The 23,492-nt window shown below is 49.0% G+C and carries 18 protein-coding genes; 8 read left to right on the top strand and 10 right to left on the bottom strand.

Annotated elements, in window-relative coordinates:
• Positions 1-28: 28 nt before the first annotated feature.
• From JTN23_RS10115 to JTN23_RS10095, 5 genes are all read right to left on the bottom strand, one after another.
• On the bottom strand, positions 29-1,150 hold the full coding sequence (locus JTN23_RS10115; RefSeq protein ID WP_247234501.1) for an efflux RND transporter periplasmic adaptor subunit: 1,122 nt from the start codon (positions 1,148-1,150) through the stop codon (positions 29-31).
• 52 nt (positions 1,151-1,202) lie between these two features.
• Complete coding sequence (locus JTN23_RS10110; RefSeq protein ID WP_247234499.1) at positions 1,203-2,552, bottom strand: TolC family protein; 1,350 nt, start codon at positions 2,550-2,552, stop codon at positions 1,203-1,205.
• Between the two features lie 295 nt (positions 2,553-2,847).
• Entirely contained in the window at positions 2,848-4,551 is a 1,704-nt protein-coding gene (locus JTN23_RS10105; protein ID WP_247234497.1) for a sodium:solute symporter family protein, read from the bottom strand.
• The gene (locus tag JTN23_RS10100; RefSeq protein ID WP_247234495.1) at positions 4,548-4,694 is read right to left on the bottom strand and encodes a hypothetical protein; all 147 of its coding nucleotides are present in this window, start codon (positions 4,692-4,694) and stop codon (positions 4,548-4,550) included. Before JTN23_RS10100 ends, JTN23_RS10105 begins: the two co-directional genes overlap by 4 nt.
• Positions 4,695-4,871: 177 nt before the next feature.
• Positions 4,872-5,657: a helix-turn-helix transcriptional regulator gene (locus tag JTN23_RS10095; protein ID WP_247234494.1), complete on the bottom strand. Its 786-nt coding sequence runs from the start codon at positions 5,655-5,657 to the stop codon at positions 4,872-4,874.
• A 679-nt stretch (positions 5,658-6,336) separates the two neighbouring features.
• Between JTN23_RS10095 and JTN23_RS10090 the strand changes: the two genes are divergently transcribed.
• The 3 genes from JTN23_RS10090 to JTN23_RS10080 all read left to right on the top strand — a co-directional run bounded on the left by JTN23_RS10090 (position 6,337) and on the right by JTN23_RS10080 (position 9,508).
• Complete coding sequence (locus tag JTN23_RS10090; RefSeq protein WP_247234491.1) at positions 6,337-7,107, top strand: LuxR C-terminal-related transcriptional regulator; 771 nt, start codon at positions 6,337-6,339, stop codon at positions 7,105-7,107.
• Positions 7,108-7,424: 317 nt separating this feature from the next.
• Positions 7,425-7,784 (top strand): LytTR family DNA-binding domain-containing protein, encoded by a 360-nt coding sequence (locus tag JTN23_RS10085; protein WP_262918495.1) that lies wholly within the window; start codon positions 7,425-7,427, stop codon positions 7,782-7,784.
• Between the two features lie 470 nt (positions 7,785-8,254).
• Entirely contained in the window at positions 8,255-9,508 is a 1,254-nt protein-coding gene (locus JTN23_RS10080) for an asparagine synthetase B (RefSeq protein WP_247234487.1), read from the top strand.
• A gap of 28 nt (positions 9,509-9,536) precedes the next feature.
• Here the strand turns inward: JTN23_RS10080 and JTN23_RS10075 are convergent, their stop codons facing one another.
• The 5 genes from JTN23_RS10075 to JTN23_RS10055 all read right to left on the bottom strand — a co-directional run bounded on the left by JTN23_RS10075 (position 9,537) and on the right by JTN23_RS10055 (position 14,547).
• Positions 9,537-10,628: an MlaD family protein gene (locus JTN23_RS10075; protein WP_247234485.1), complete on the bottom strand. Its 1,092-nt coding sequence runs from the start codon at positions 10,626-10,628 to the stop codon at positions 9,537-9,539.
• 5 nt (positions 10,629-10,633) lie between these two features.
• The gene (locus JTN23_RS10070) at positions 10,634-11,407 is read right to left on the bottom strand and encodes an ABC transporter ATP-binding protein (RefSeq protein WP_247234483.1); all 774 of its coding nucleotides are present in this window, start codon (positions 11,405-11,407) and stop codon (positions 10,634-10,636) included.
• 12 nt (positions 11,408-11,419) lie between these two features.
• Positions 11,420-12,202: an MlaE family ABC transporter permease gene (locus JTN23_RS10065; RefSeq protein WP_247234481.1), complete on the bottom strand. Its 783-nt coding sequence runs from the start codon at positions 12,200-12,202 to the stop codon at positions 11,420-11,422.
• A 163-nt stretch (positions 12,203-12,365) separates the two neighbouring features.
• Positions 12,366-13,409 carry an SDR family NAD(P)-dependent oxidoreductase gene (locus JTN23_RS10060; RefSeq protein ID WP_247234479.1) on the bottom strand — a complete coding sequence of 348 codons (1,044 nt, stop codon included), beginning with the start codon at positions 13,407-13,409 and terminating at the stop codon, positions 12,366-12,368.
• A gap of 85 nt (positions 13,410-13,494) precedes the next feature.
• Positions 13,495-14,547, bottom strand: a complete 1,053-nt coding sequence (locus JTN23_RS10055) for an endonuclease/exonuclease/phosphatase family protein (RefSeq protein ID WP_247234477.1) — start codon at positions 14,545-14,547, stop codon at positions 13,495-13,497.
• 267 nt (positions 14,548-14,814) lie between these two features.
• Here JTN23_RS10055 and JTN23_RS10050 point away from each other — a divergent pair, with 267 nt between their 5' ends.
• The 5 genes from JTN23_RS10050 (at position 14,815) to JTN23_RS10030 (ending at position 23,477) form a co-directional block, all read left to right on the top strand.
• Positions 14,815-16,236, top strand: coding sequence for a DEAD/DEAH box helicase (locus JTN23_RS10050; protein ID WP_409049443.1), 1,422 nt, complete (start codon positions 14,815-14,817; stop codon positions 16,234-16,236).
• A gap of 273 nt (positions 16,237-16,509) precedes the next feature.
• Positions 16,510-17,229 (top strand): DUF1361 domain-containing protein, encoded by a 720-nt coding sequence (locus JTN23_RS10045; RefSeq protein WP_247234475.1) that lies wholly within the window; start codon positions 16,510-16,512, stop codon positions 17,227-17,229.
• 156 nt (positions 17,230-17,385) lie between these two features.
• The gene (locus JTN23_RS10040) at positions 17,386-19,797 is read left to right on the top strand and encodes an ABC transporter permease (RefSeq protein WP_247234473.1); all 2,412 of its coding nucleotides are present in this window, start codon (positions 17,386-17,388) and stop codon (positions 19,795-19,797) included.
• Positions 19,798-19,947: 150 nt separating this feature from the next.
• Positions 19,948-22,401 carry an ABC transporter permease gene (locus JTN23_RS10035; protein WP_247234471.1) on the top strand — a complete coding sequence of 818 codons (2,454 nt, stop codon included), beginning with the start codon at positions 19,948-19,950 and terminating at the stop codon, positions 22,399-22,401.
• Positions 22,402-22,592: 191 nt separating this feature from the next.
• The gene (locus JTN23_RS10030; RefSeq protein WP_247234468.1) at positions 22,593-23,477 is read left to right on the top strand and encodes an ABC transporter ATP-binding protein; all 885 of its coding nucleotides are present in this window, start codon (positions 22,593-22,595) and stop codon (positions 23,475-23,477) included.
• The last annotated feature ends 15 nt before the right edge of the window (positions 23,478-23,492 follow it).

Genomic DNA, 23,492 nt, shown 5'->3' with positions numbered 1-23,492 from the left:
GGAGGCACTACTACTCTCCTATTCCTACTCATTTTCCGGCTACGGGCGCCGAGGTACTTACTTTAGCCCCGTTTCTCAGCTTCTGGATTCCCTCGGTTACTATGACCGTATTTTCGTCAATACCTTCACGTACCACAATGTTCGCTCCTACCTGGTTGCCCAGGTGTACCAGTTGCTGTACAACACTATCTCCCTGCACTACGTACACGAAGTACTCTCCCATCTGCTCCACTACCGCCTTGTTCGGGATGAGCAGCATAGGTCCGTTACCATTGCTTTTCACGCGTACATTCACCGTCATACCTACCTTGAGCATTCCTTCCGGATTAGGGAAAACAAGACGTACCTTGATTGTACCCGTCTGCGGATTCACAGCCCGGTCGATCAGGTCGATCTTACCGGTCTGGCTATACAGGCTACCATCCGGCATCGACAGCGTAAAAGTCGAGTCCTTGCCGTTGCCACGCTGCATAAGATAGGTGAAACGAACGATCTCTTTCTGGTTTACCTCAAAATCCACCGCCATCGGATTATCCGTCGAAAGCGTGTTGAGGAGGGTCTGGTTCTGCGTCACCAGGGCACCCATTCGTACCTGTGAAATGCCAATAGTACCCGCAAAAGGAGCATGGATATCCGAGTACTTAAGGCCCGTCCGGGATTGGGATACGGCAGCCCGGGCTGCTCTCACCTGCATCTGTGCTGTTTCGAGATCAGCCAGCGCATTGTCCAGTACCTGCTTAGCTATGGCCTCCTGCTTGTCCAGGGCTGTGTAGCGATCTGCTTCACGCTGGGCCCGGCGCTCATTGGCTTCGGCCACCCGTAGCTGAGCCGTGGCCTGATCCACCGACGCCTGGTACTGTTGCTGATCAATCTGATAGAGGCGCTGGCCCTTTTTGACCTGCTGTCCATCCTCAAAGTAGATACCCGTTACGTAGCCACTGGCCATGGCTCTGAGTTCTACCAGTTTTAAAGGAGCTACCGTAGCCGGGTATTCATCATAGTAGGTAGCTTCACCCCGCTGTACCTGGTAGGTTGCTACCTGTACCGGAGGCGGAGGAGCCTGTTGCTGAGCTTTTTTTTCACCACAGGATACCATTAAACCCGAAAAAGCGGCAAGAGCCAATACGGTTGGGCGCACTATATTATTCATTGTATAAAGCTATTTATAATCTATCAAGGTTAAGATGTTGGCAAATGATCGATTAGGGTCGGATGGTACCCAGGGCTCTATCCATATCGAGCCGGCTACTGATCAACTGATACAACGCATTGGTATAGTTAAACTCAGCCGTCTGCAGATCGGTCTGTGCTATGATTACCTCCAGGTACGTCTTCACCCCCGATTTGTACTGCAGCTGTATGACATCATACACCTCACGGGCCAGGTCAACGTTTTCTTTTAAGGTCTGGTAGTAGGTCAGGTTGGCTTTGTATCGGGCCAGTGCCTGCTCATACTCGGCATTGAGCGCATTGCGCAAACCGGCAAACTCCCAATCTACCCGATTCAGCTGTAGTTCAGCAATCTTGATGTTATGGATGCGCTTTCCGCCCTGAAAGATGGGGTAAGCAATGCTCAAGCCAAACAGTGAATTCGGGAAAGCCCGGCTATATAGTTCGCCAAACTGCTGATTCTGGAATACGTTGTTATAGTTAAGAAAGGCCGAAACCGTAGGCAGGTAGCTCCACCGCTCATAGGTAAGCTCCGACTGCAGGAGGCTGCGCCGTGTCTGGAGCAGCTGATATTCGATCCGGTTGTCGTAGGTCAGGCTCCGGCTGGTGTCCACCAGGGCTTCGCGCTGCACAGTGGTATTATCCAGTTCCAGATGGATGGGCCGCTCCGCCGGGTACCCCATCACGCTTTTCAGATAGGCTTTTTTCGCGTTTAGATCTTCGGCGGCCTGCTTGTACCGGGCTTTGGAGTTGTTCAGCGCTATGGTAGCCCGCTTATAGTCCGTTTTATCCACTATACCTCCCTGAAACTGATTGTAGGCATCCCTCAGGTTTCGCTCAGACCGCAGGATCTCTGCTTCCACAATTTCCAGTTGCTGCTGAGTCAGCAGTACGTCGTAGAACGCCTTGCTTACATCTACAATCACATCGATCTTGGTACGGAGGGTGTTCTGGGCGGCCTGCCGGTATACACTCTGTGCTGTACGGTTGGTCAGGAGCAGGTCCCGGTTAAAGAGGGATTGATTCACCGCGAAGCCCAACGTAGAGGTGTTGGCAACACCTGACTGTACTTCCCTACGGGCTCCCGAACCTGGATTCGCAAAATCAGGTAGTATGATGACGGGAAGTTTGAGGTAGTGCTGGATATTGTAGGTAAGATTGAGCTGTGGGTACCAGTCGGCCAGGCGGCTTTTGACGGTGCGGGACACAATCTGCTCATCAATCTGCAACTGCTTTACCGCAGGTTGGTGACTTAGTGCATACTCTATACATTCCTCAAGGGAAGCACTCTGCGAAATAGAATCCGTCGCCGTCTGCGACTTTACTACCAGGGGAGCACAAGCAAGGGCCGCTCCCCAGAAAAGCATTACTAATGCTCTCATTGAGACAACAAATAAAAGAAGTAACAAAAGTATTTGTGACCAAACAACCAGACTTAGTTAATTAACCATCGGTCACATATATGGCTAATTAAGTAATAAGCGTTTGTTGAGAAGAATAGTTTCAAAAATGGAATGAATAAACATCCCCCCGTGAAACATGTTTTTTTAATACAATTTTCAGTAGATAAAATCATAGAGGCAGCCGTAAAGACAGCTGCCTCTATGTAGATAGTTTGATGAAGTAATAAGAGATAAGTAACTAGCTGCCAACTATTTACCTTTGCCCCAGCAGAAGTTACTTAGTTAATGTGGTTACGGCTTTTTGGGGCCATATTTTTTCAATAATCCAGGCAAATCCAATGACCAGTACGCAGCCAATCAGGTTTAGCCACAGGAAAGCCGTCAGCTCTATCCAGTAACTGGCGATGACAAATACTTCGCCAATCAACGCCCCCCAGAAGACCGCCCGGCTACCAATACTTTTGAAATAAAAAGCTACCAGGAACACGCCCAGTATTACACCATAAAACAATGACCCAAGAACATTTACTGCTTCGATCATGCTTCCCAAACGGCTAGCGTATTGGGCTACTACGATACAGAATATACCCCACCCGAAAGTAGCCCAGCGCGATACGGTTACGTAGTGCTGCTCAGAGGCACCATCCCGAATCATACGTTTGTAAATATCTACGACGGTAGTAGAGGCCAGCGAATTATAAGCCGCGGCCACTGATCCCATAGAGGCCAGTAATATGACGGCAATCAGCAGACCTACCAGCCCTACGGGTAAGTACTCGATCACAAATCTTAAAAAGATGTAGTTGACGTCATTTACATCCTCCCCATTGGCTTTCGCCAACAGCTGCTGCGCTTCTTTTCGTACTCCCTGAACATCCTCCTCCAGGTTACCTAAAATTGTCCGGGAGCTTTCGATGGCTGGTTGGTCGTCGCGCTCCAGGGCCTGGTGTAGCGCCAGTACCTGCTTTGACTTTTCGGTCTGAATAGCCTCATGCCGCGTCTCCAGTTGCTGGTATTCTCCCGCGTACGCTGTCTTTTGTATCCGGTCTACCTGTACCTGATTAAAGAACAGTGGCGGAGTGGTAAACTGGTAAAATGCGAACACCAGCGCCCCCACCAGCAGGATCAGAAACTGCATGGGTATCTTTAGTAAGCCATTCATGGCTAAGCCCAGACGGCTCTGCCCGATCGAGCTCCCTGTCAGGTACCTGCCTACCTGCGACTGATCCGTACCGAAATAAGACAACTGCAGGAAGAAGCCCCCGATGATCCCGGACCACACGTTGTACCGGCTGTTAAGGTCAAAGGTAAAGTCAATGACGTTGGTCTTTCCCATCTTTCCGGCTACGTGCAGGGCGTCCGTAAATGACACATCATCAGGCAGCAGCTTCACTACTGTAAATCCCGCGATCACCATGCCCAACGTCACGATTCCCATCTGAAGCAGGTGCGTATGGGAGATCGCCTTGGCCCCACCGGTAACGGTATATAAGAGTACGAGCCCCCCCGAAATGATATTAGTAAGCGTGATATCCCATCCTAGTATGGATGACAGAATGATAGCCGGAGCATAGATGGATAGGCCCGTAGAAAGACCTCGCTGGAGCAGGAACAGGCCGGCCGTAAGCCCGCGCGTGCGCAGGTCAAAACGTCCCTCCAGAAACTCATACGCTGTAAATACTTTTAGCTGGTGAAAGCGCGGCACAAATGTGATACAAAGTACTACCATCGCCATGGGTAACCCGAAGTAGAACTGAACAAACCGCATTCCGTCGGTATAGGCCTGTCCGGGTGCCGACAGAAACGTAACGGCACTGGCCTGAGTAGCCATCAGAGAAAGCGTAACATGGTACCAGGGGAGCGACTGGTCAGCCAGCAGGTAAGATTCAATATTTTTGTTAACGCGGCTCCGGTAGATTCCGTAGCTGACAATAGTGGCAAGCGTAAGTACAAGTACAATCCAGTCGAGGTAGCTCATTGAAAATGGTTCATAAATAAATAGAACAACACAATCTGAAGCACCAGTACACCTATGATCAGTGTATACATCTGGGGCCAGGTTTTGACAAAAGGCGGTAGTCCGTCCTGATCGTGCTGGTCGGGAAGGTTAGGATCAGTCATGGCTGGGTTATATGGATAAATCCTGAGCTGGTAAGGCACCGCAGAGGAACCAGACAAAAATAGAACGCTTTTTGGAAACGGGGAGTATTTTTTTGTGATAAGCTAAGATAAGCAGAGCCTGTTTTGGCTCTGCTTATCTATCAGAAATAGTTACTCAGAAGAAGTAGCGAATAAAAATTAGATAAACCGGTACAAAGATAAAAAGCTGATAAGCTCCAGCGTATCCATCATATCCAGCTTCCTAAGCATATTTTGTCGATGGGTGTTTACGGTATGAGGGCTTAAAAACAATTTTTCTGCAATCTCTTCACTGGTCATCTTCCTCCCAATGAGCTTGGCAATTTCTATTTCGCGGCTACTGAGGGTTTCCAGTTGACGTATCTCACTGGTAGTATTATTGACCTCATAAATTAAGTCTTCCCTGCCATTGCTCAGCCGCAGATGTTGCCTCCCGTCCCGTTTCATATGAGTAGCATTAGACAGCATTGCTAACATATACAGCATATTACCCTGCTCATCGCGTTTAAGGCAGAGAGTATCCTGTATCATACGACCATGACTACCATCAGATCGTACCAACTGGTAGTCAAAAATAGCCCGGGCTAGCTTGCTCTCGGCCTCAGACAGGTTTTTCACATACTCACTCATCAGCTTTTGCATTTTCTCCAGGCATCGGCTGTCAGCTGGGGGTATGTGTTTGAGTACAAATCCTACTCCTTCCTCAAGCAGATATTGTTTGCTCCATCCGCATACCTGAATTACATCACCATACACACAAGGGTACATAAAAGTCCTTACATCTATAATGGCCATGACCGTTCCCTTGAGTGTTAGGGCCTCATCCAGCAGTTTATTTTCCTGAAATAAATCTTCTATCTCAGACACTTGTGATATTAATAAATCAGACTGCCAGATTTTCTTATATAAATCTACATCAATGGTGGTGGAGATAGTAACTGACATAGGTAGTTGATTAGGAGGAAACCAAAATACTGATTGTTCAGTATTGTTGCAAGCATTTAAACGGCAGATCTTTACAAATCTGAAGTTAGCTAGTAATAAATTAAGCTTCACTTATGGAAGTGATTTATGTCACCGTCACATAGTATAAAACAGCATTTCTATATCGCAATAGCACAAGTAACGTATTGTTATTGAGTAGTTATAGCAAATTAATTACCATACTCTGCATAGCATCCAAGAAAATAGCAATAGGAACTGAACCACCAAATCCTATTATAAAAAAATAGCAAAGCGCTTAGCTGCCAACTCTTTCAACTTACCTGCGGCTGAACAGCAATATATACAGGCAAGCCAATTTATTACCTACCGTTGCAAGGTCACTAATCAGCTAGAGATAGTAATAAGCTATAAGTAAATCGACTGATTTAAAAACACGTTTAAAATTATACATTACTCATAATCAGCACACTAACATAATATACACCACAAAAAGACGATTGGCCAGCCCTCTATGATGACTATTATTGAGCCGCAAAAATCAAGGGTATGATAAAATTAAATATGAACAGCTAGTCACTTATATTTGATTTTACTTGAATATTTTTATCAAACGGTATGTAGAAGCAGGAGTAATAGAGGCTTTCCATACTATCCACCCACTATCACACCATTAAGGCTTATGAGTCTGCAAACGGTAAATTTTGATGAGTTAGAAAAAATATGGAAGAAAATATCAAGAGAATCAACTGCTCCTGATTTGAATCCTGAGCTAGAAATTCACCAAAAGTTACTAAATTTCTTTCAGGTCGGAGACTACTATTTCTATATTTTCAACTATACCAACTCTAAGATTGAGTTTGTCAGTAGCACCATATCTTCCCTCATGGGGTATAAACATGATATAGTTGATACTCAATTTCTACTTGATATCATACATCCAGAGGATCTACCCCACATCATGAATATTGAGTATACAATCAATGATTTTTTTAACCGGTTATCAGCGGATAAGGTACCGAAGTATAAAGTGAGATACGATTACAGGATCAGGAAGTCATCAGGTCAGTACATCAGGATTCTCCAGCAGACAATACCTATTCAAACGGACGATCAGGGTGCAGTGCTACGTGTGCTGTGTATACACACAGATATATCACACCTGAAAGACAGTAGCAAGCCAGTACTATCCTTTATCGGTCTTGAAGGAGAGCCCTCCTTTATCAACCAGGATATCACTTCTGTATTTCTTCCTTCACGTGAGATCCTAAGTAAACGCGAAAAACAAGTCTTATTGGCTATGATTGGAGGTAGTCAAAGTAAGGATATAGCCACTCAGTTAAATATCTCTAAGGAAACTGTAGACCGGCATCGTAAAAATATGCTAATCAAGACAGGGGCACGCTCCACCGCAGAATTAGTAGCTCTTGCTATCAGAGAGGGCTGGATTTAGATAATGAAAATATAAAATTTTCGATTATAGTTTTAAAAAATAGCTTAATTACAAAAATTCAACTTTGTGCTTTTCTAATATTAAATATAGTTTATATAACTACAGCCGAACAAATGCTTACTTCTACCACCTTAAATAATTATTTAATTGCCAATAACTTACACATTATTAATGTATACCCATAAATGGGTATTGACTCCTTCTCTATTACAACCTTTATTTGCTATAGCTTTACATACTCACATAAGCAATGATTATGCCATTTTATCGTTATATTAAATTTTTCAACCTATATTCACACCATTACTATACACACTATGCACTTGTATCCATCTGTTTCCACTCCAAAGGTCCCTTCAGTTCATGTAGGAGCGCACACCCATGTCAATCCTAATACCATTGTACGAATGGTAGCCTTACGAAACTACACCCAACTCTTCTTTACCGACCGGAAGTCATTTATCGTTTCGCGCACTCTCAAGTACCTTGAAGAGACACTGCAGCCCTACGGTAACTTCGTCAGGATCAACCGACATGAATCAGTGAATGAACTGTATGTAAAAAAATGTCTTAAATCGGGGGTTGTTATTCTAAGAGATGAAAGTAGAATTGTCCCCTCCCGGAGAAGAGCCAAGAAAACGTTTGAGTACTTTAATGGCGTACAACGGCTTTACTAACAAGTCTCTATACAAAACAAATCGTGGTCTCCTGATAGTCAGGAGACCACGATTTGTTTTATCCCCTACTGCTTGTATATTCTACATGGCTCATCACCCATACTACCCGGGAAGTACGCCAGAATGAGCCATATTACCGCCTATCGAACTCCCCTGGCTTCCATACTGCATCATATTTGTTAATAAATTCCTTTACCCAAAACATATTCGCCTCTTCATCAGTAGTTTGAATTATTAATAAACTTTTTTAGATTGATAAAATGGAGTGGCATACTAGACTATGCTATCTTTTTTACCCTCCAGTCATGCCTCTTGTAAAGTATAGGTAGCCGGATGCAGCTGCTTTTACAATGGCATAGCCTTTAAGAAATCGGGAAGAAGTAACGAGGAGTCAGGATTTTTTCATCCAAAGTATACACGAATACTAACTGGTGTTGCCGCGATGGCCAACGCCATAACTGGATAGGCTTATGTTAAAGATGTACTTTACACTCCTGCTGGCCTTACTGTCTGTAACCAGCAATGCTAATTCCATCCTGATTCCGATGGACGGCAAGCAGGCCAATCACCTCAAAGCTTACGGAATTGCTTTCTCCATTCTGAAACAGGACCTGGATGTGGACTGGCTTCTTAACTACCGTGGGGGAAGCTTTATGATTAAGTACACGTCCACGGCCGAAAAAGAATGCCGTGTCCGGGGCGTATCGTATGAGGTCATATCCGATGCGAGTGCCAACACTATTCTGGAGCAGATCTCTGCGCCGGAGGTGAATATGAATGTAGTCAAGCTCCAGAAGGCACCGCGCATAGTAGTGTACTCACCAATCAAGGTCGGTCCTGCTACCTTTGAATCGAATGATGCAGTACTGATGGTACTCAAGTATGCCGAGATCCCGTTTGAGGTGGTATACGACGACGAAGTACTTCGTGGCGATCTGCTCAAATATGACTGGCTGCACCTTCACCACGAGGATTTTACGGGACAGTACGGCCGCAACCTCCGGCGGATGTCGCCCGAGGACATTAAAGCCCAGGAAGATATTGCCAAGAAGCACGGCTACAGCAAGGTATCACACATGAAGCTGGCCGTGGCCAAAACCATCCGGGACTTCTGCGCCGGAGGAGGCTACCTGTTTGCGATGTGCTCAGCCGCCGAAACCTTTGATATAGCGCTCGCCGCCGAAGGAGTTGATATTGTAGACAGCCAGTTTGACGGGGATGGTATAGAGTCTAATGCCCAGTCGAAGCTGGACTACAACAAAACCATCGCCTTTGGCAACTTTACACTTGACTACGAAGAAGGATACGGCGGTATGGCTTTCTCGGATATCAACTCCTCAGCCAGTGGCTACGGGTACGGCCAGACCGAAGAGTTCTTTTCGCTGTTTGACTTCTCGGCCAAGTGGGACATCATCCCCAGTATGCTGGTGCAGAACCACGAGAGTTTTGTCCGGGAGTTTATGGGCCAAACTACCGCCTTCAATAAGAAAACCGTCAAACCTAATGTACTGGTCATGGGTCAGAGCAAGTCGTCGGACCGGTACCTGTACGGCGAACTGGGGCGGGGCCAATGGACCTTTTATGGAGGCCACGACCCCGAAGGTCGCCGCGGCGGTCACCGCATGACCACCGACCTGAACCTGTACCCCCACTCACCCGGCTACCGCCTTATCCTCAACAACGTGCTGTTTCCGTCGGCCCGCAAGAAAAAGAGAAAAACCTGATAGAAACAACTCAAAGCATAGAGGTGAGCTACTTATAGATTAGCTCCACCCGTACGGGAGTTTTGGCAGTATCCGCCTCAACTCCTTTTTTTATGGTTACATTTTCTCTACGTGCCTGTCTTTCATCACGCTCCTGCTGCTTGGCCTTATTGCGGAAGAACGTACGGAACAGGAAGCTGCTCTGCAGTGCTTCGAGAGTGCCATCGAGTCGCTCTGTACCGCTATTCAGATTATCCAATGTACTTCTCAGATCGGCAGCAGCCTGTCGGTCATTGAGCAGTACCCCTACCGGACTGTCTGTGTCGGTCTGGATTCTTTCAGTAGTTTGTTTCAGGTTATTGACCATGGCATCGGCCGTAGAAGCTGTTTCGTTGAGCTGCGTAATGGTTGCGCGGGCCTGATCCATCGCTACCCGTAGGTCAGGCATCATGGTCGTATCGGTCACCAGGTCATTAGCAAAATTACCCCGCTGGTTAAGCTTAGAGGTAAAACGAGCCAACGAAGCCGACATAGTCTGAGCATTATCGGCCGTGCGCTGCAAGCGCGCCATAGTCGCCTCCAGGTCACGGTACAGTGACTCATCGTTTAAGAGCTTACCTACGCTACCTTCTCCCTCGCGGATGCGAGCACTAATGGCTTTGAAGTCACTGGTGATAGCCAGAATATTCCGGTTGTTCTCCTGCAGGGTTTTCATCATCTGCTCCGTACCTTCGGCCTGTTCAACGGCCAGTCGGGCCCCATCCTCGATAGGCGGTACGCTAGGAGTGCCTCCATACAGCACCACAATTTTATTTCCGATCAGTCCGTCTGTGCTTATTTTGGCCTTGGCATCCTGGCGTATAAACTCCTGCGACTTTTCTTCGATGTTCATGGTCACTTCTACCTGTGACTTACCATAGAACCTGATTTTCTGGACAGTACCTATTTTTACCCCCGAAAACCACACGTTATTTCCCGCCTGCAGGCCTTCTACATCTTCGAATATGGCAACGGCAGTTACTTTCCGTCCAAAAGCTTTTCTGATACTTCCGATGGCAAGTACCCCTACCACCAGTACTACCAGACCTAAAAAAATGAAAAGTCCTACTTTTACTGCACGTCTGTTTTTATTGGCTTCCATATATATTATTCTGTAAAGTTATAGTCGTAAAAACTTCTGACTCTTTCTTCGTCTGTGTCAAACACCTCTTCGAAAGTACCTACCCGGAGGAATTGCCCGTCAAATAGCATGGCTATACGGTCTCCGGTTATTTTTGCACAGGTCAGGTCGTGGGTGATGATAATAGAACTAGTATGATACCGATCCTGTACTTCGTTGATGAGTTCATTAATTTCAATAGAAGTAATAGGGTCCAGACCAGCCGTGGGCTCATCATAGAGCATGATCTCGGGTTTCAGAATCAGGGTACGGGCTATGCCTATTCGTTTTTTCTGACCGCCCGAAAGTTCTGAGGGCATCTGATTGATGGTCTGCGATAGCCCAACGGAATCAAGTACGGACTCCACCTCCTTGTTTACCTCACCCCGGCTCAGATTTTTAACATGCCGGACGAGCGGAAACTCAAGGTTTTCTCTGATGGTCATACTATCGTAGAGGGCACTGTTCTGAAAAGAGAACCCGATTTTCAGACGCAGCGCCATCAGTTCTTTATGATCTAGTTTATCTATATCCTTCCCCAGCACATTTACCTTGCCTTTATCCGGCATAAGCAGCCCGGAGATAATCTTTATCAATACCGACTTACCCGTTCCCGATCGCCCCAATACCACTACGTTTTCTCCTTTATACACATCCAGGTCCACACCACGCAGTACGTGCAGGTCACCGAATGACTTGTATAAATCACGGATATTAATGACGGCCTTACTGGTATCTATATATGATTTATCCTTTTGCATACGGTTAATGATCTAGTACCCTCGGATAGAGTTGGCAATCTGTACTATTATTACTTCTTCAATGAATATCAGGAACATGGAAAGTACCACCGATGAGTTGGCCGCTTTGCCCACACCTTCGGTTCCCTTGCTGGCGTAGTACCCTTTATAGCAGCCGATGATACCGATGGTAAATCCAAATACGATGGCTTTGATAACGGAGGCCCATACATCCAGGAAGGTGATCTGATCAAAGGCGCTCTCCCAGAAGGCCACAAAGTTGGTTTCCTCGTTTTGGGATACGTTCAGAAAGGCCCCCAGCATAGCTACCAGAGCACAATAGAGCATCAGGATCGGGATAGTGATAGTGGTAGCCAGCACCCGGCTCACCACCAGAAACTTGAAGGGGTTAACCGCCGAAACCTCCATGGCATCGATCTGCTCGGTAACCCGCATGGAACCCAGCTCGGCACCGATACTGGACCCTACCCTACCCGCACTGATCAGGGCGGTGATCAGGGGAGCCAGGGCACGTACTATGGCAATGGCTACCAGCGACGGTAGCCAGGAAGCAGCCCCAAACTCGACCAGCGAAGGCCGCGACTGCTTGGTAAATACTATTCCGGTAATAAAGCCCGTCAGGCTAATGAGGGGCAGCGAACGGTACCCCACCTCATAGCATTGCCTGACTATTTCGTGAAACTCATATGGAGGCTGGACTGCTTCCTTAAAGAAGCGTCCGATAAAAAGAATTGCATCATAAATACCGTAAAAAAAGGTATCAGCCTTTTTTGAAATAACGTATGGTTTGCTCACGATGTATGAATGTTTTTACCCGACTTTGCAAGTCAATCGGTTGCACTCCAATGCAATGAAACAGCCCTACCCCATTCGGTGAGTTAAAGAGGTAGTCTAAAATGAAAGGATCAGGAGGAGCAACTTCTGTATTTAATTCCTACTAAAAATTACGTGCCAGTTGTTATAGCTCATTATTCTCCAGCGCCGCCTGGTCTGTCAGCTTATTGACGGAGCCCTTGGATGCCTCGGTCTCGCTTTCGTACCCTCGCCTGGTGCGGTCTCCTCCCTCTACATTGTCGGGCAAAAACTGGTTGGCCAGTCCCATTGCCGCATTCAGCCATCCGGGCGCCAGCCCCTGCAGGAACGTAACCACCCGTGCCGTAAGCGTCAGGATTACCTCAGGCTCACCGTGTTCCAGGGCTTTGATGATGGTACGGGCTGAGAGTTCAGCATCCTGCGAGAACAGGGGAGAAGAATCAAGGAATTTGAACAGGGCGTATTCCACCTCGTGGTTGCCCTTGATGTAGGCATTGCGCGGACTACCCGTACGCATCAGGTGTGGTACTACGGTAGTGACTATGATATTATATTTCTTAAGCTCATTATGCATCCCTTCCGACAGCCCCACCTGTGCAAACTTACTGGCCGAATAAGGCAACAGGTGTGGAACGGATATCTTCCCACCGATGGAGGTTATGTTCACTATGCGGCCTCCGCCGCGTTCCTTAAAATGGGGTACCACAGCCAGTGTAGTATAGAGGGTAGCCCAGAAGTGGGTCTTCATGGCGAAGTCATACTCCTCAACTCCCATGGTATCCTGCGGGCCGCCAATGATAATACCGGCGCTATTGATAAGTACGTCCAGCTGACCATAGTGGCTGATAACCCGCTGAACCAAAGTTTGTACCTCCTCCTGCCGGGTCACATCAACGGTCAGGGCAAGTACCTGGGCACCTTTCTCTTCCAGTTCCTGACGGGCCCGCTCGACCTGTTCGGTAGTGCGGGAGCAAATAGCCAGTCGCGCCCCTTTGGCGGCCAGTTGCCGGGCCATAAGCAGTCCCAGCCCCCGTGAGCCCCCCGTGATCAGTACCACCTTCCCGAAAAGATCGTACCTGGTAAATTGGTTGTAAATGGCTTTTACGGTCAGCAGAGCCGTGGCTCCCAGGGCTACCCACCCCAGAGTCTGGCCCAGGGAGTTGTCTGAATCAGTATGATTACGGGACATAGTGAATGAATTTTTTCAGAGGTTGAAAGAACTGTGATTAACTTCTTACCCATAAAAACCTATGCCATATATCCGGTTTATTGGATTAGGCTCCCTCTTCCAGTACTTTCAGCTTCTTTTCCAGGTATTCAGAAGAGTAGTCAATCTTGATTTCAACCCACATGGGCAGGTGATCCGACATCTGGAAGGTACGCCAGGTAGCGTAAGAAGCGTTGGCAGGCATGAGCGATGCATAAAGCTCCTCCTCTTCTTTCCTGAATACATACTCAAAGAAGTCAAATATACCGGCCCGGTCTTTAGCTCTGAACTCCTCCGCATCTACCTTGAAGGCGATCTGGTCGTAGAACTTGTCTTTCTTGACGTTGCTGCCAGTCAGGTTGTTCTTGGCCAGGGCATCCGGTACTTTAAATCCTGCCTTCTCAATGGCCTTCATGGTAGCGTCAGTTCTGGCGAAAATGTTAAAATCGCCCAGTATGATCCAGTTGCGGGTGTGGGCACATTTTTCTTCGCTCCGGTCCCGGATAAAATTAGCCACATCCGTGATCTCCTGCAGGCGTCGCGGGTCATCAGGGGTACTCTGGCCGTAGTAGATATGTACTGTAGCCAGTACGAAGTCGGTCCAGCCGGCTTTGAAACCACACATGAAGGGTGTGCGGGCAAACTGCCGCTGCTCCAGTTTGGGCGGGAGTACTATTTCACCCGTCAGGCCACTTAGCCGGACTTTTCGGGTGTCAAATATAAAAGCCATCCGTTCCTGATTGCCTCCATTGGCAAAGGCCGACACGTCCGTAAATACACATTGCCAGTCGCTTCCCAGGATACGCATCACCTGCTGAAGGGCAGCCAGGTCATCACGTACCTCCTGCACCGCCACCAGATCAAAGTAGCTGATAATCTCGGCGATAAAGAAGTACGAATCCATGGTTCGTTTTCCTCCTTTATTGGTAGGTGCCAGTTCGCGGATATTCCAGCTGGCCAGAAGCAGGCTCTCGGTCTGGGTACGCTGAGGGATGGAGTCCGACAAGCCAGCCCTCAACCGGAGTAACCCCTTGACGATTCGGATGCGGTCTGACTTCTTCAAACGGTCCAGCTCAGTCTCTACCTTGCTGGCCAGTACCAGGTCTTTATAGAAAGGCATATAGTTGTGAATTGGATGTAAGGATAGTACTAATTCCAAAGTAGTTTCGATTTACAATAGTTACGAATCTACTCCCGTGTTTTTATCAAGTGGCAACTTTATCATGCACCACTAATTGCTAGCTCTTCATCATTTCGGAGAGCAAAAAAGTACTATTTTATCCTTTTTTATTTTCTTAGAAAATTTATGTATATTTGTAAAAATCAAGCGGTTTGCTGACCAGAGAGAAAACAAGGTCAGCCATGTAGTATTTTAAAAAGCTGAACTTTGCATTTTCAAGATTTAGATCTCCACGACGATCTTATTACCGCCGTGGACTCCATGAGTTTTAAGCAGGCAACCCCCATTCAGGAACTTGCTATTCCACGCATCCTCCAAGGCAAAGACCTAATTGCCTGTGCTCAGACGGGCACAGGCAAAACGGCTGCCTATCTGATTCCGATACTGAACGAAATTGCCCAAAATCCTCAGGAGCATATAAGTACGCTTATACTGGTTCCGACCCGCGAGCTGGCTCAACAGATTGATGAGCAGGTACAGGGTCTGGGGTATTTTGTAGGCGCTACCAGTATCGCTATCTACGGGGGCAACAAAGGCCCTGAGTGGGACCAGCAGAAAAAAGCCCTCACGCAGGGGGCTGATATAATCATCACGACACCCGGCCGTCTGATCGCGCACCTTCAGCTGGGCTACGTTAAGTTCAATAAAATACGGCACCTGATCCTGGATGAGGCCGATCGTATGCTTGATATGGGCTTCCTGGGTGACATCATGAAGATCCTGAGCTTCCTGCCGGAAAAGCGCCAGACCCTGATGTTTTCGGCTACCATGCCTCCCAAGATCGGGGAACTGGCCAAGCGCATTCTGCAAAATCCGGAAGAGATCCGGCTGGCGGTATCAAAGCCGGCGGAAGGGATTGACCAGCAGTTTTATATGGCGTATGAACAGCAAAAGCTGCCCCTGCTATCGCATCTGCTCAAAAAAGCCGATAACCCCAGCATGGTACTTTTTACGTCGCGTAAGTCTTCGGTCGACACCATTGTACGTGCCCTCAAAAGGTTGAAGTTTGAAGCCAGAGGTATTTCGTCTGACTCAGAGCAGGCGGAGCGGGAGGCCGTACTCCGGGACTTCAAGAACCGTAAATTCCCGATACTGGTAGCTACCGACGTACTCTCACGGGGTATTGATATCGATAACCTTAGCCACGTAGTAAACTTTGATGTACCCCGCGATCCGGAAGATTATATCCACCGGATAGGTCGTACCGCCCGGGCTGCTACTACCGGAACGGCCATCACCTTCATTACGGACCAGGATCAGCACTACGTACAGCGCATTGAGAGACTGCTGGAGCGCGAAGTGGAGAAACTATCTGTTACGCAGGACCTGGGGCTGGGTGAGGCTCCGGCTTATGAACCTCGTCGTTCTAAAGGTACCAAACCGGGCCAGAACCGGAAAAAACCGTCGAATGGGGCCAAAAATACTTCCTCCCGGCCTGGTAGCTCCCCCCGCCCGCCCAGAGAAAAAGCCGCGGGAACTCCGGCAGTTGCTCCGCAGAGTGTAGCCGTAGAGGGAGAGACACCTAAGACTGACAAGCCAAGGAAACGTAAGTACCCGCGGAAGAAATCCAAGAAGCCAGCTGATGGCCAGGGGCAGAATACTGCTTCAGTTCAGGATACTAATTCCTAGCAGTACCCTAAAAAGACTCTTTACAAATAACTGGAAGCGGGTATCTCTGCCTTGGGATATCCGCTTTTGTTTTTAACACTCGTAGTACTCTGCACCCCTTAAACTACTATGCTCATCAGCAAGCTCTTCGGGTTTGGACGGCTGCTGGCGCTTCAGGGTACTATAAGAACAACTTATATAAAATAACATATAATTAACCTGACTGGTAAACCTGTACAGGTTTTTAGTACGTTTAATAGCTTTGTATGTTCCAACATATAAATCCGTAGGCAGTTGAAATACCTTATACTAAAACTCAACAGATTCGGATATCGGGTATTTATCTCCGACCCTCCTATCATCACCCTGGCTGGTCTGTACCCCCTGCTGCTCCTGCTGGTACTAAGCATGGCAGCTCTGGCGTTTCACCTGATCAGGATACAGTTCAGCGCTCCTATCGACTTCTCACTGGACTGGAACCTGTTTCTGAGCTGGGTACCACTTGTTACGGCTTTCATCGCAGATTTACTCAGCAGTCGTTTCGGTAAGTTGCCTGTGACAATAACCATTCTGAGTATAGTTTGGCTCTTATTCTTTCCTAACGCTCCGTACATGATCACTGACCTGGTACATCTTTCGGTTGATTGGGGAAGCGACCTCACCTGGCATGATGTAATCATGCTCTTTTACTACGCCCAGGTCAGTATGATCAATGGGTTGGTTTCATTGTACTGGATACACCGGACCTGGCACCGGACCTATCCGCGCTTTGTAGCGATTGCCATGTTTGCAACGAGCATTCCTATGGTCGGGTTTGGCATCTTTCTAGGGCGTATGGGGCGCTGGAACAGCTGGGATATCCTGCACAATCCATCTAAACTATTTGAGGCCGTGCTGATGGGACTTACTGACCGGACGGCTATTCTCCTAAGCCTTGAGTTTGGTTTGCTGATTAGCGTATCGTACCTGGTACTGTGGTCATTGCTCCGGTTCAGGATTCGCTCCAACCAATGATTTCTGGTATACTACCTCTCTCCTAAATCCACTTAGCTCACCGGCAGCTAGCTTACTTTATAAGTCCGAAATACTTCCACCTGAGGCCAATACACAAGCTTAACTTTTTTTAACAGCCTGCGTATCAATATAGTCTGTACATTGGACCACCATTCAATGTACAGACACTCTATGTTCCGGAACTACCTCAAAATAGCCTGGCGCAGCCTGCTGGCCCATCGCAGCTATACCGCCCTTACCACAATTGGTCTTTCGGTAGGTATGGCTGCCGGACTCCTGATCTTCCTGTTTTTAAGGCATCACCTCAGTACTGACCGGCACCACCAAAAGCTGGATCGTATTTACCGGATCAATACGGATCTGTACCTGGAAGATGGCTCCGTCGAGTACAATCCCGAGGCTCCGCTTCCGCTGGCCCAGGTACTTCGTACGGAGTACCCTCAGGTAGAGCAGGCGGCATTTCTGATGATGAACCGCGAACTGACTATCGCGGCAAACCGGGCAGGACGTTCGGAGCCGCTGCGTTTCCGTGAGTACAAAGGTACTGCGCTGGTAGAGCCCGAATGGTTTGAGATACTGGATTACGAGTGGCTGCACGGACAGCCCCAAACAGCCCTGCGTGCTCCCAATACGGCAGTGCTGACCCAGTCACAGGCCCGGAAGTACTTCGGAGATTCTGATCCTATTGGACAGGTACTGACCCTTAACAACAAGGTAGAAGTAACTGTAACCGGCCTGGTAGCTGATCCTCCTCCCATGACCGATACAGAAGTGGGACTCTTTATCTCCATGGCTACACTCAAGAATCTAAATCCAGACTTCAACGTATCAGACTGGTACTTCCTCAATAGTACCAACCGGCTCTACGTCACCCTCAGATCACCCAATGACGTTGCCGGACTTCAAGCGTCCTTTCCGGCCCTTTCAAAGAAGCACTACGGGACCGACGCGTCGGTATTCCGGTTCGGCGCTCAGCCCCTGCGGGACATCCACTACGATATACAGCGTAGCAGCGATACCATACGCCCGGCCCTGCTGTGGTCATTGGGGGGAGTAGGACTGCTGCTAATACTTGCCGGCTGCATCAACTTCATTAACCTGACCCTCGTAAAGGCAGTACGCCGTAGCAAGGAAGTAGGCATCCGTAAATCGCTCGGTAGTACACGCCGTCAGCTGGTTGGGCAGTTCCTGCTCGAATCAGCGATCATTATCCTACTTTCTACGATATTAGCCCTGCTACTGGTCCTGGTGACCCTGCCGGTATTCAATAACTGGGCGCAGGCAGAGCTATCTTTACGGATTGACTGGAATTTGATCTTATTTATAAGCTTACTGCTAGGTATAGTCACGGTGCTGGCCGGTGGGTATCCGGCTATGATATTGTCGGGCTTCTCCCCCTGGTCTATTCTGCGGGGCCAGCTACCCACGGCATCGGGTAGCAGTACTACGGTGCGGAGTGTACTGGTCGTTGGTCAGTTTGCGGTTTGTCATGTACTTATCCTGGGCTCGCTGGTAGTGGCTCATCAGATCAGGTACATCCAAAACGCCGACTTGGGATTCCGAAAGGATAACGTGGTGGTAGTGACGATGCCTGGTCAACAAAAAGGCAACCGCGAAGCACTCCGGCAACAACTCCTGCAACGGTCAGACATTCAGTCGGTCAGTTTTAGTCACCGGCCACCTTCTAGTGAGCAGCTATTCGGGGGGTCCTTCAAGTTTAACGGCAGCGCTGAGTGGGCCCCCTTCCCGATACGTGACCGCCTGGCCGATGCCAATTACCTAGCCACCTATGACCTGAAGCTACTGGCCGGCCGCAATATTACTCTCAGCGATACCATCCGGGAGTACCTGATCAACGAAACCCTGCTTCATAAGCTGGGCTATCAGGATCCAAAAGAGATCCTGGGTAAGAAGCTACAGTACTACCTCTCGGCAGAGCCCCTTCCTATCGTGGGAGTAGTCAAAGATTTTCATCAGAAATCGCTGCGGGAAGAGATTGGTCCCTGCTTCATCGCCAGCCAGGCCGACTGGTACGAACGAGCCGGTATTCGTATCACTGGACAAGATCCGGCCGGAACACTGAGCCATATACGCCAGGTGTGGCAGCAACTGTATCCCGATGAAGTATTCGAATACCAGTTCCTGGATGAGCAGGTAGCCAGATTCTACGAAACCGAAACCCTCATCTCCCGCTTCATCAACACATTTACGGTGCTGGCTATTCTGATCTGTTGCCTCGGGCTTTACGGGCTGGTATCGCAGGTAGTGGTACAACGAACCAGGGAAATAGGTATCCGGAAGGTATTGGGAGCCTCGGTGAGTAGTATCGTAGCGCTGCTTTCGCGGGACTTTGTCTGGCTGATACTCATTGCCATCGTACTGGCCTCGCCCTTCGCCTGGTACATCATGCACCTCTGGCTGCAGGACTTTGCCTATAAGATAGCTATTGAGTGGTGGGTATTCGTAGTGGCCGGAGTCATGGCAGTAGGTATAGGCCTCTTATCCCTAAGCTACCAAAGCATCCAGGCCGCCCTCATGAATCCGGTGCGCTCGCTGCGCTCGGAATGAGTAATGCTTAATTGAGAATTAATAATGTATAATAGGTGGAAGTGCCTGACTTACAGAAATAGACGCTTGCGTTTCTACAACCTTAAAAAGCTAATTACTAATCGCTAACAGCTAACAGCTAATAGCTAATAGCTAATAGCTAAACCAGCCATGATAAAAAACTACTTCAAAATCGCCTGGCGCAATTTGATGCGCCGTAAGTTCTACTCCCTGCTGAACATAAGCGGCCTGGCCGTCGGCATTACTTTCTTCCTGCTCATTGGCAGCTATATCTGGGGGGAGTTCCAGATGAACCGCCAGCTGCGCAATGCCGGCCAGCAGTACCTGGTACAAAGCCGCTGGAAGCAGGAGAACATGGGGATGGACATAACAGCCCTGGCACCCATGGGTCCGGCGCTGAAAGAGCAGTACCCCAGCCTGGTGGCTAGCTACTACCGGTTTCATGGTGTCAATGCTACCATTTCAAAAAGCACTAAACACTTTCGCGAATCCATTCAGATCGGTGACTCTACCCTGCTGACCATGTACGGGTTTGACCTTCTGCACGGCAACCCACACACCGCCCTGACCGGCCCCAATGCTATAGTCATCACCGCGGCCAAGGCTCAGAAATTCTTTGGCAGAACCGACGTACTTAATGAATCGCTGACGGTAGAGACGCCGCAGGCGGGGAAGCGGGAGTTTATGGTAACGGGAGTTCTGAAGCCACTCCCTCCCAACTCGGTGTCGCAACTACTCCCGGAAGACAACGAGGTATTCATGGGTACGGGAGCTCTCCCCCATTTTGGCGCCTCTATGGACTCCTGGCTCAACCCGTACATCGTCAACTACATCGAATTGCAGCCGGGGGTGAGTCCGCAGGATCTGGATCAGCCACTGGCTCAGTTAATCCAAAAAAATGCTCCCGCTGAAATTCAGAAGAACCTGACGGTGTACGTCACGCCCCTTACGGAGTACTACCTCGAAAGCAACAACGGGCTGATCCGGAAGATGATCGTTACGCTGACGGCGGTGGGGCTGTTTATCCTGCTGATGGCGATTGTCAATTTTGTCAATATCTCCATTGGTACCTCTACCACCCGCTTACGTGAAATAGGCGTCCGGAAGGCGCTCGGGGGATTACGTTGGCAGCTTACGGCACAGTTTCTTACGGAGGCCCTGGTACTGACGCTGATTGCCGCCGTCCTATCCATTGGTCTTTATTTTCTGTTCCGTCCCCTATTTGGCGAAGTGGTTGGTAAGACGCTCCTGTCGGTTGCAGATATACCCTGGCGCTACAGCTGGCTACTGGTACTGCTCATACTACTTATCGGTGGATTGGCAGGGGGCTATCCGGCCCTGTACTTATCTGCCTACTCTTCGGTAGATTCACTGAAAAGTAAAGGGAATGCTGTACGCGAAGGAAAATTAGCGGCTGGTGTTATCCTGAGGCGGGCCCTGGTGACGATACAGTACACTATTGCCATTGTGGTATTTGTAGCCGCCATCGTGGTATCCCGCCAGATCGCCTACTTCTTCAATACGGATCTGGGTTACCGAAAGGAAGCTGTCGTAACAGTATCCTCCTTACCCCGCAACTGGTCACCCGAAGGCGTAACCCGGATGCAGGCCGCCCGGGAACAGTTTGCCAACTTACCCGGAGTACAGTCTGCGAGCTTATCTTTTGAGATTCCAAATGGGAATGTAGGCAATAGTGCCAGTATTTACCCGGAAGGCCGGGATTCTACGCAGACCGTCAGTGCCCTGATCATGACTACCGACGAGCACTACGCTCAGACGTATCAGATCGCCATGCGGGCGGGTACTTATTTCAACTACGGACAAGTGGCTCTGGACTCTACCAGTATAGTACTTAATGAGACCGCTACCAAAGCCCTTGGCTTCCCCACGCCTGAGGCGGCCGAAGGTCAGGCGGTACGGTTTATGGGTAGCCCTTCTACCTTTCGGATCAAGGGCATCGTGCGGGACTTCCATACCGGCTCTATGCACCAGACCATCCGCCCACTGGTTATTTCCCACGTCCAGCTCCGGCCTTTTTACCGCTTCTATTCGTTTAGACTGGCACCCAGTTCTACCCGGTATGGTAGTACCCGGTACGGTAGTACCAGACAAACTATGGCGGCCATCGAGCAGAAATGGCACCAACTATTTCCCGATGCTCCGTTCGACTATGCCTTCATGGACCAAACCCTCCAGAAACTATACCAGACCGAACTCCAGCTGGAAAAAGCCACTTACCTGGCTACCGGGCTGGCCCTGCTGATCGTACTGCTGGGTGTGGTAGGTATGGTATCCTTAAGCGTGGCCCGTCGAACCAAGGAGGTAGGTATCCGGAAGGTACTGGGGGCTTCGGTCTCCTCTATCGTCACCCTGTTCCTTCGGGAGTACGTCTGGATCATGATTATTGCCAATGGAGTGGCCTGGCCCCTGGCCTACTGGCTCTTGTCCGACTGGCTGGCCGACTATGCCTACCGTATACAGGTGAGCTGGCCACCCTTTCTACAGGTTGGCTTAGTACTGGCTGTACTGACCGGTATGGTGGTAGGTATCCAAGTACTTAAAAGTGCCCTGATGAATCCGGTCAGGAGTCTGAGCACAGACTAGACATAATACATCAGGTTTTGCATTTCTAGCATCTCTATAAAAGGCATTGGGGCTCATCCACCAATGCCTTTTCTATTGGCCTTTGGTCAGCTATATGGGCCGCTTGTACACGCTGATGGTATTCACAAGGCTACTCCTGTGTATATTGGCTTTACTAACGCTCACGAAAACCTTCACAACCTATCCTTACTATGCAACTGATTATTCAACACCTCAACAAGACCTACTCCAATGGGGTGCAGGCCCTCAAAGACGTAAGCCTTACCATCAACCAGGGGATGTTTGGTCTGCTGGGACCCAACGGTGCCGGTAAGTCCTCCCTGATGCGCACCATAGCTACCCTGCAGGAACCCGACTCGGGCAGCATACAACTGGGCGACACCAATGTACTGACCCAGAAAGATGAAGTACGGAGGGTGCTGGGGTACCTGCCGCAGGAGTTTGGAGTGTACCCTAAGGTAGATGCAGAAACACTGCTGAACCATCTGGCCGTACTGAAGGGGATCACCAACAGCGGCGAACGGAAGGAGGTAGTGAAGGCGCTGCTCCAGAAAACCAATCTGTACGATGCCCGCAAGAAGAATCTGGGAGGCTACTCGGGAGGGATGAAGCAGCGCTTTGGTATCGCCCAGGCTCTGTTAGCTAATCCTAAGCTGATCATTGTGGATGAGCCTACGGCGGGCCTTGATCCGGCGGAGCGCAACCGCTTTCTGAACCTGTTGAGTGAGATCGGTGAAAATACCATTGTGATTCTTTCCACGCATATCGTAGAAGACGTCAAGGAACTCTGCTCCGACATGGCTATCATCAATAAAGGGCAGGTACTGTATAAGGGCAGTCCGCTGCAGGCACTCAGTGATATTGAGGGTAAAATATGGGAGAAGCGGGTACCCAAGGCGGAGCTGGAAGCCTACCGTCAGCAGTACACTATCATATCGGAGAAGCTGGTGGGAGGTACGCCGGTGATTCATGTCATGGCTGATACCGATCCGGGCGATGGCTTTGTGGCCATTCCCGGCGATCTGGAAGATGTATATTTCTCTCACATCTTTGGTCGGCAGGCGGTAGCCGTATAGGTACTGCGCCATCGG

Source organism: Telluribacter roseus (genome assembly GCF_017355915.2).
Classification (GTDB): domain Bacteria; phylum Bacteroidota; class Bacteroidia; order Cytophagales; family Spirosomataceae; genus Telluribacter.
The sequence above is the reverse complement of the archived record's forward strand: the minus strand, read 5'-3'. Positions and strand labels throughout refer to the sequence as shown.

Coding starts and splice junctions, on each gene's coding strand:
- JTN23_RS10115 (WP_247234501.1), bottom strand. CDS start 1,150: ATGAATAATATAGTGCGCCCAACCGTATTGGCTCTTGCCGCTTTTTCG.
- JTN23_RS10110 (WP_247234499.1), bottom strand. CDS start 2,552: ATGAGAGCATTAGTAATGCTTTTCTGGGGAGCGGCCCTTGCTTGTGCT.
- JTN23_RS10105 (WP_247234497.1), bottom strand. CDS start 4,551: ATGAGCTACCTCGACTGGATTGTACTTGTACTTACGCTTGCCACTATT.
- JTN23_RS10100 (WP_247234495.1), bottom strand. CDS start 4,694: ATGACTGATCCTAACCTTCCCGACCAGCACGATCAGGACGGACTACCG.
- JTN23_RS10095 (WP_247234494.1), bottom strand. CDS start 5,657: ATGTCAGTTACTATCTCCACCACCATTGATGTAGATTTATATAAGAAA.
- JTN23_RS10090 (WP_247234491.1), top strand. CDS start 6,337: ATGAGTCTGCAAACGGTAAATTTTGATGAGTTAGAAAAAATATGGAAG.
- JTN23_RS10085 (WP_262918495.1), top strand. CDS start 7,425: ATGCACTTGTATCCATCTGTTTCCACTCCAAAGGTCCCTTCAGTTCAT.
- JTN23_RS10080 (WP_247234487.1), top strand. CDS start 8,255: ATGTTAAAGATGTACTTTACACTCCTGCTGGCCTTACTGTCTGTAACC.
- JTN23_RS10075 (WP_247234485.1), bottom strand. CDS start 10,628: ATGGAAGCCAATAAAAACAGACGTGCAGTAAAAGTAGGACTTTTCATT.
- JTN23_RS10070 (WP_247234483.1), bottom strand. CDS start 11,407: ATGCAAAAGGATAAATCATATATAGATACCAGTAAGGCCGTCATTAAT.
- JTN23_RS10060 (WP_247234479.1), bottom strand. CDS start 13,409: ATGTCCCGTAATCATACTGATTCAGACAACTCCCTGGGCCAGACTCTG.
- JTN23_RS10055 (WP_247234477.1), bottom strand. CDS start 14,547: ATGCCTTTCTATAAAGACCTGGTACTGGCCAGCAAGGTAGAGACTGAG.
- JTN23_RS10040 (WP_247234473.1), top strand. CDS start 17,386: ATGTACAGACACTCTATGTTCCGGAACTACCTCAAAATAGCCTGGCGC.
- JTN23_RS10035 (WP_247234471.1), top strand. CDS start 19,948: ATGATAAAAAACTACTTCAAAATCGCCTGGCGCAATTTGATGCGCCGT.
- JTN23_RS10030 (WP_247234468.1), top strand. CDS start 22,593: ATGCAACTGATTATTCAACACCTCAACAAGACCTACTCCAATGGGGTG.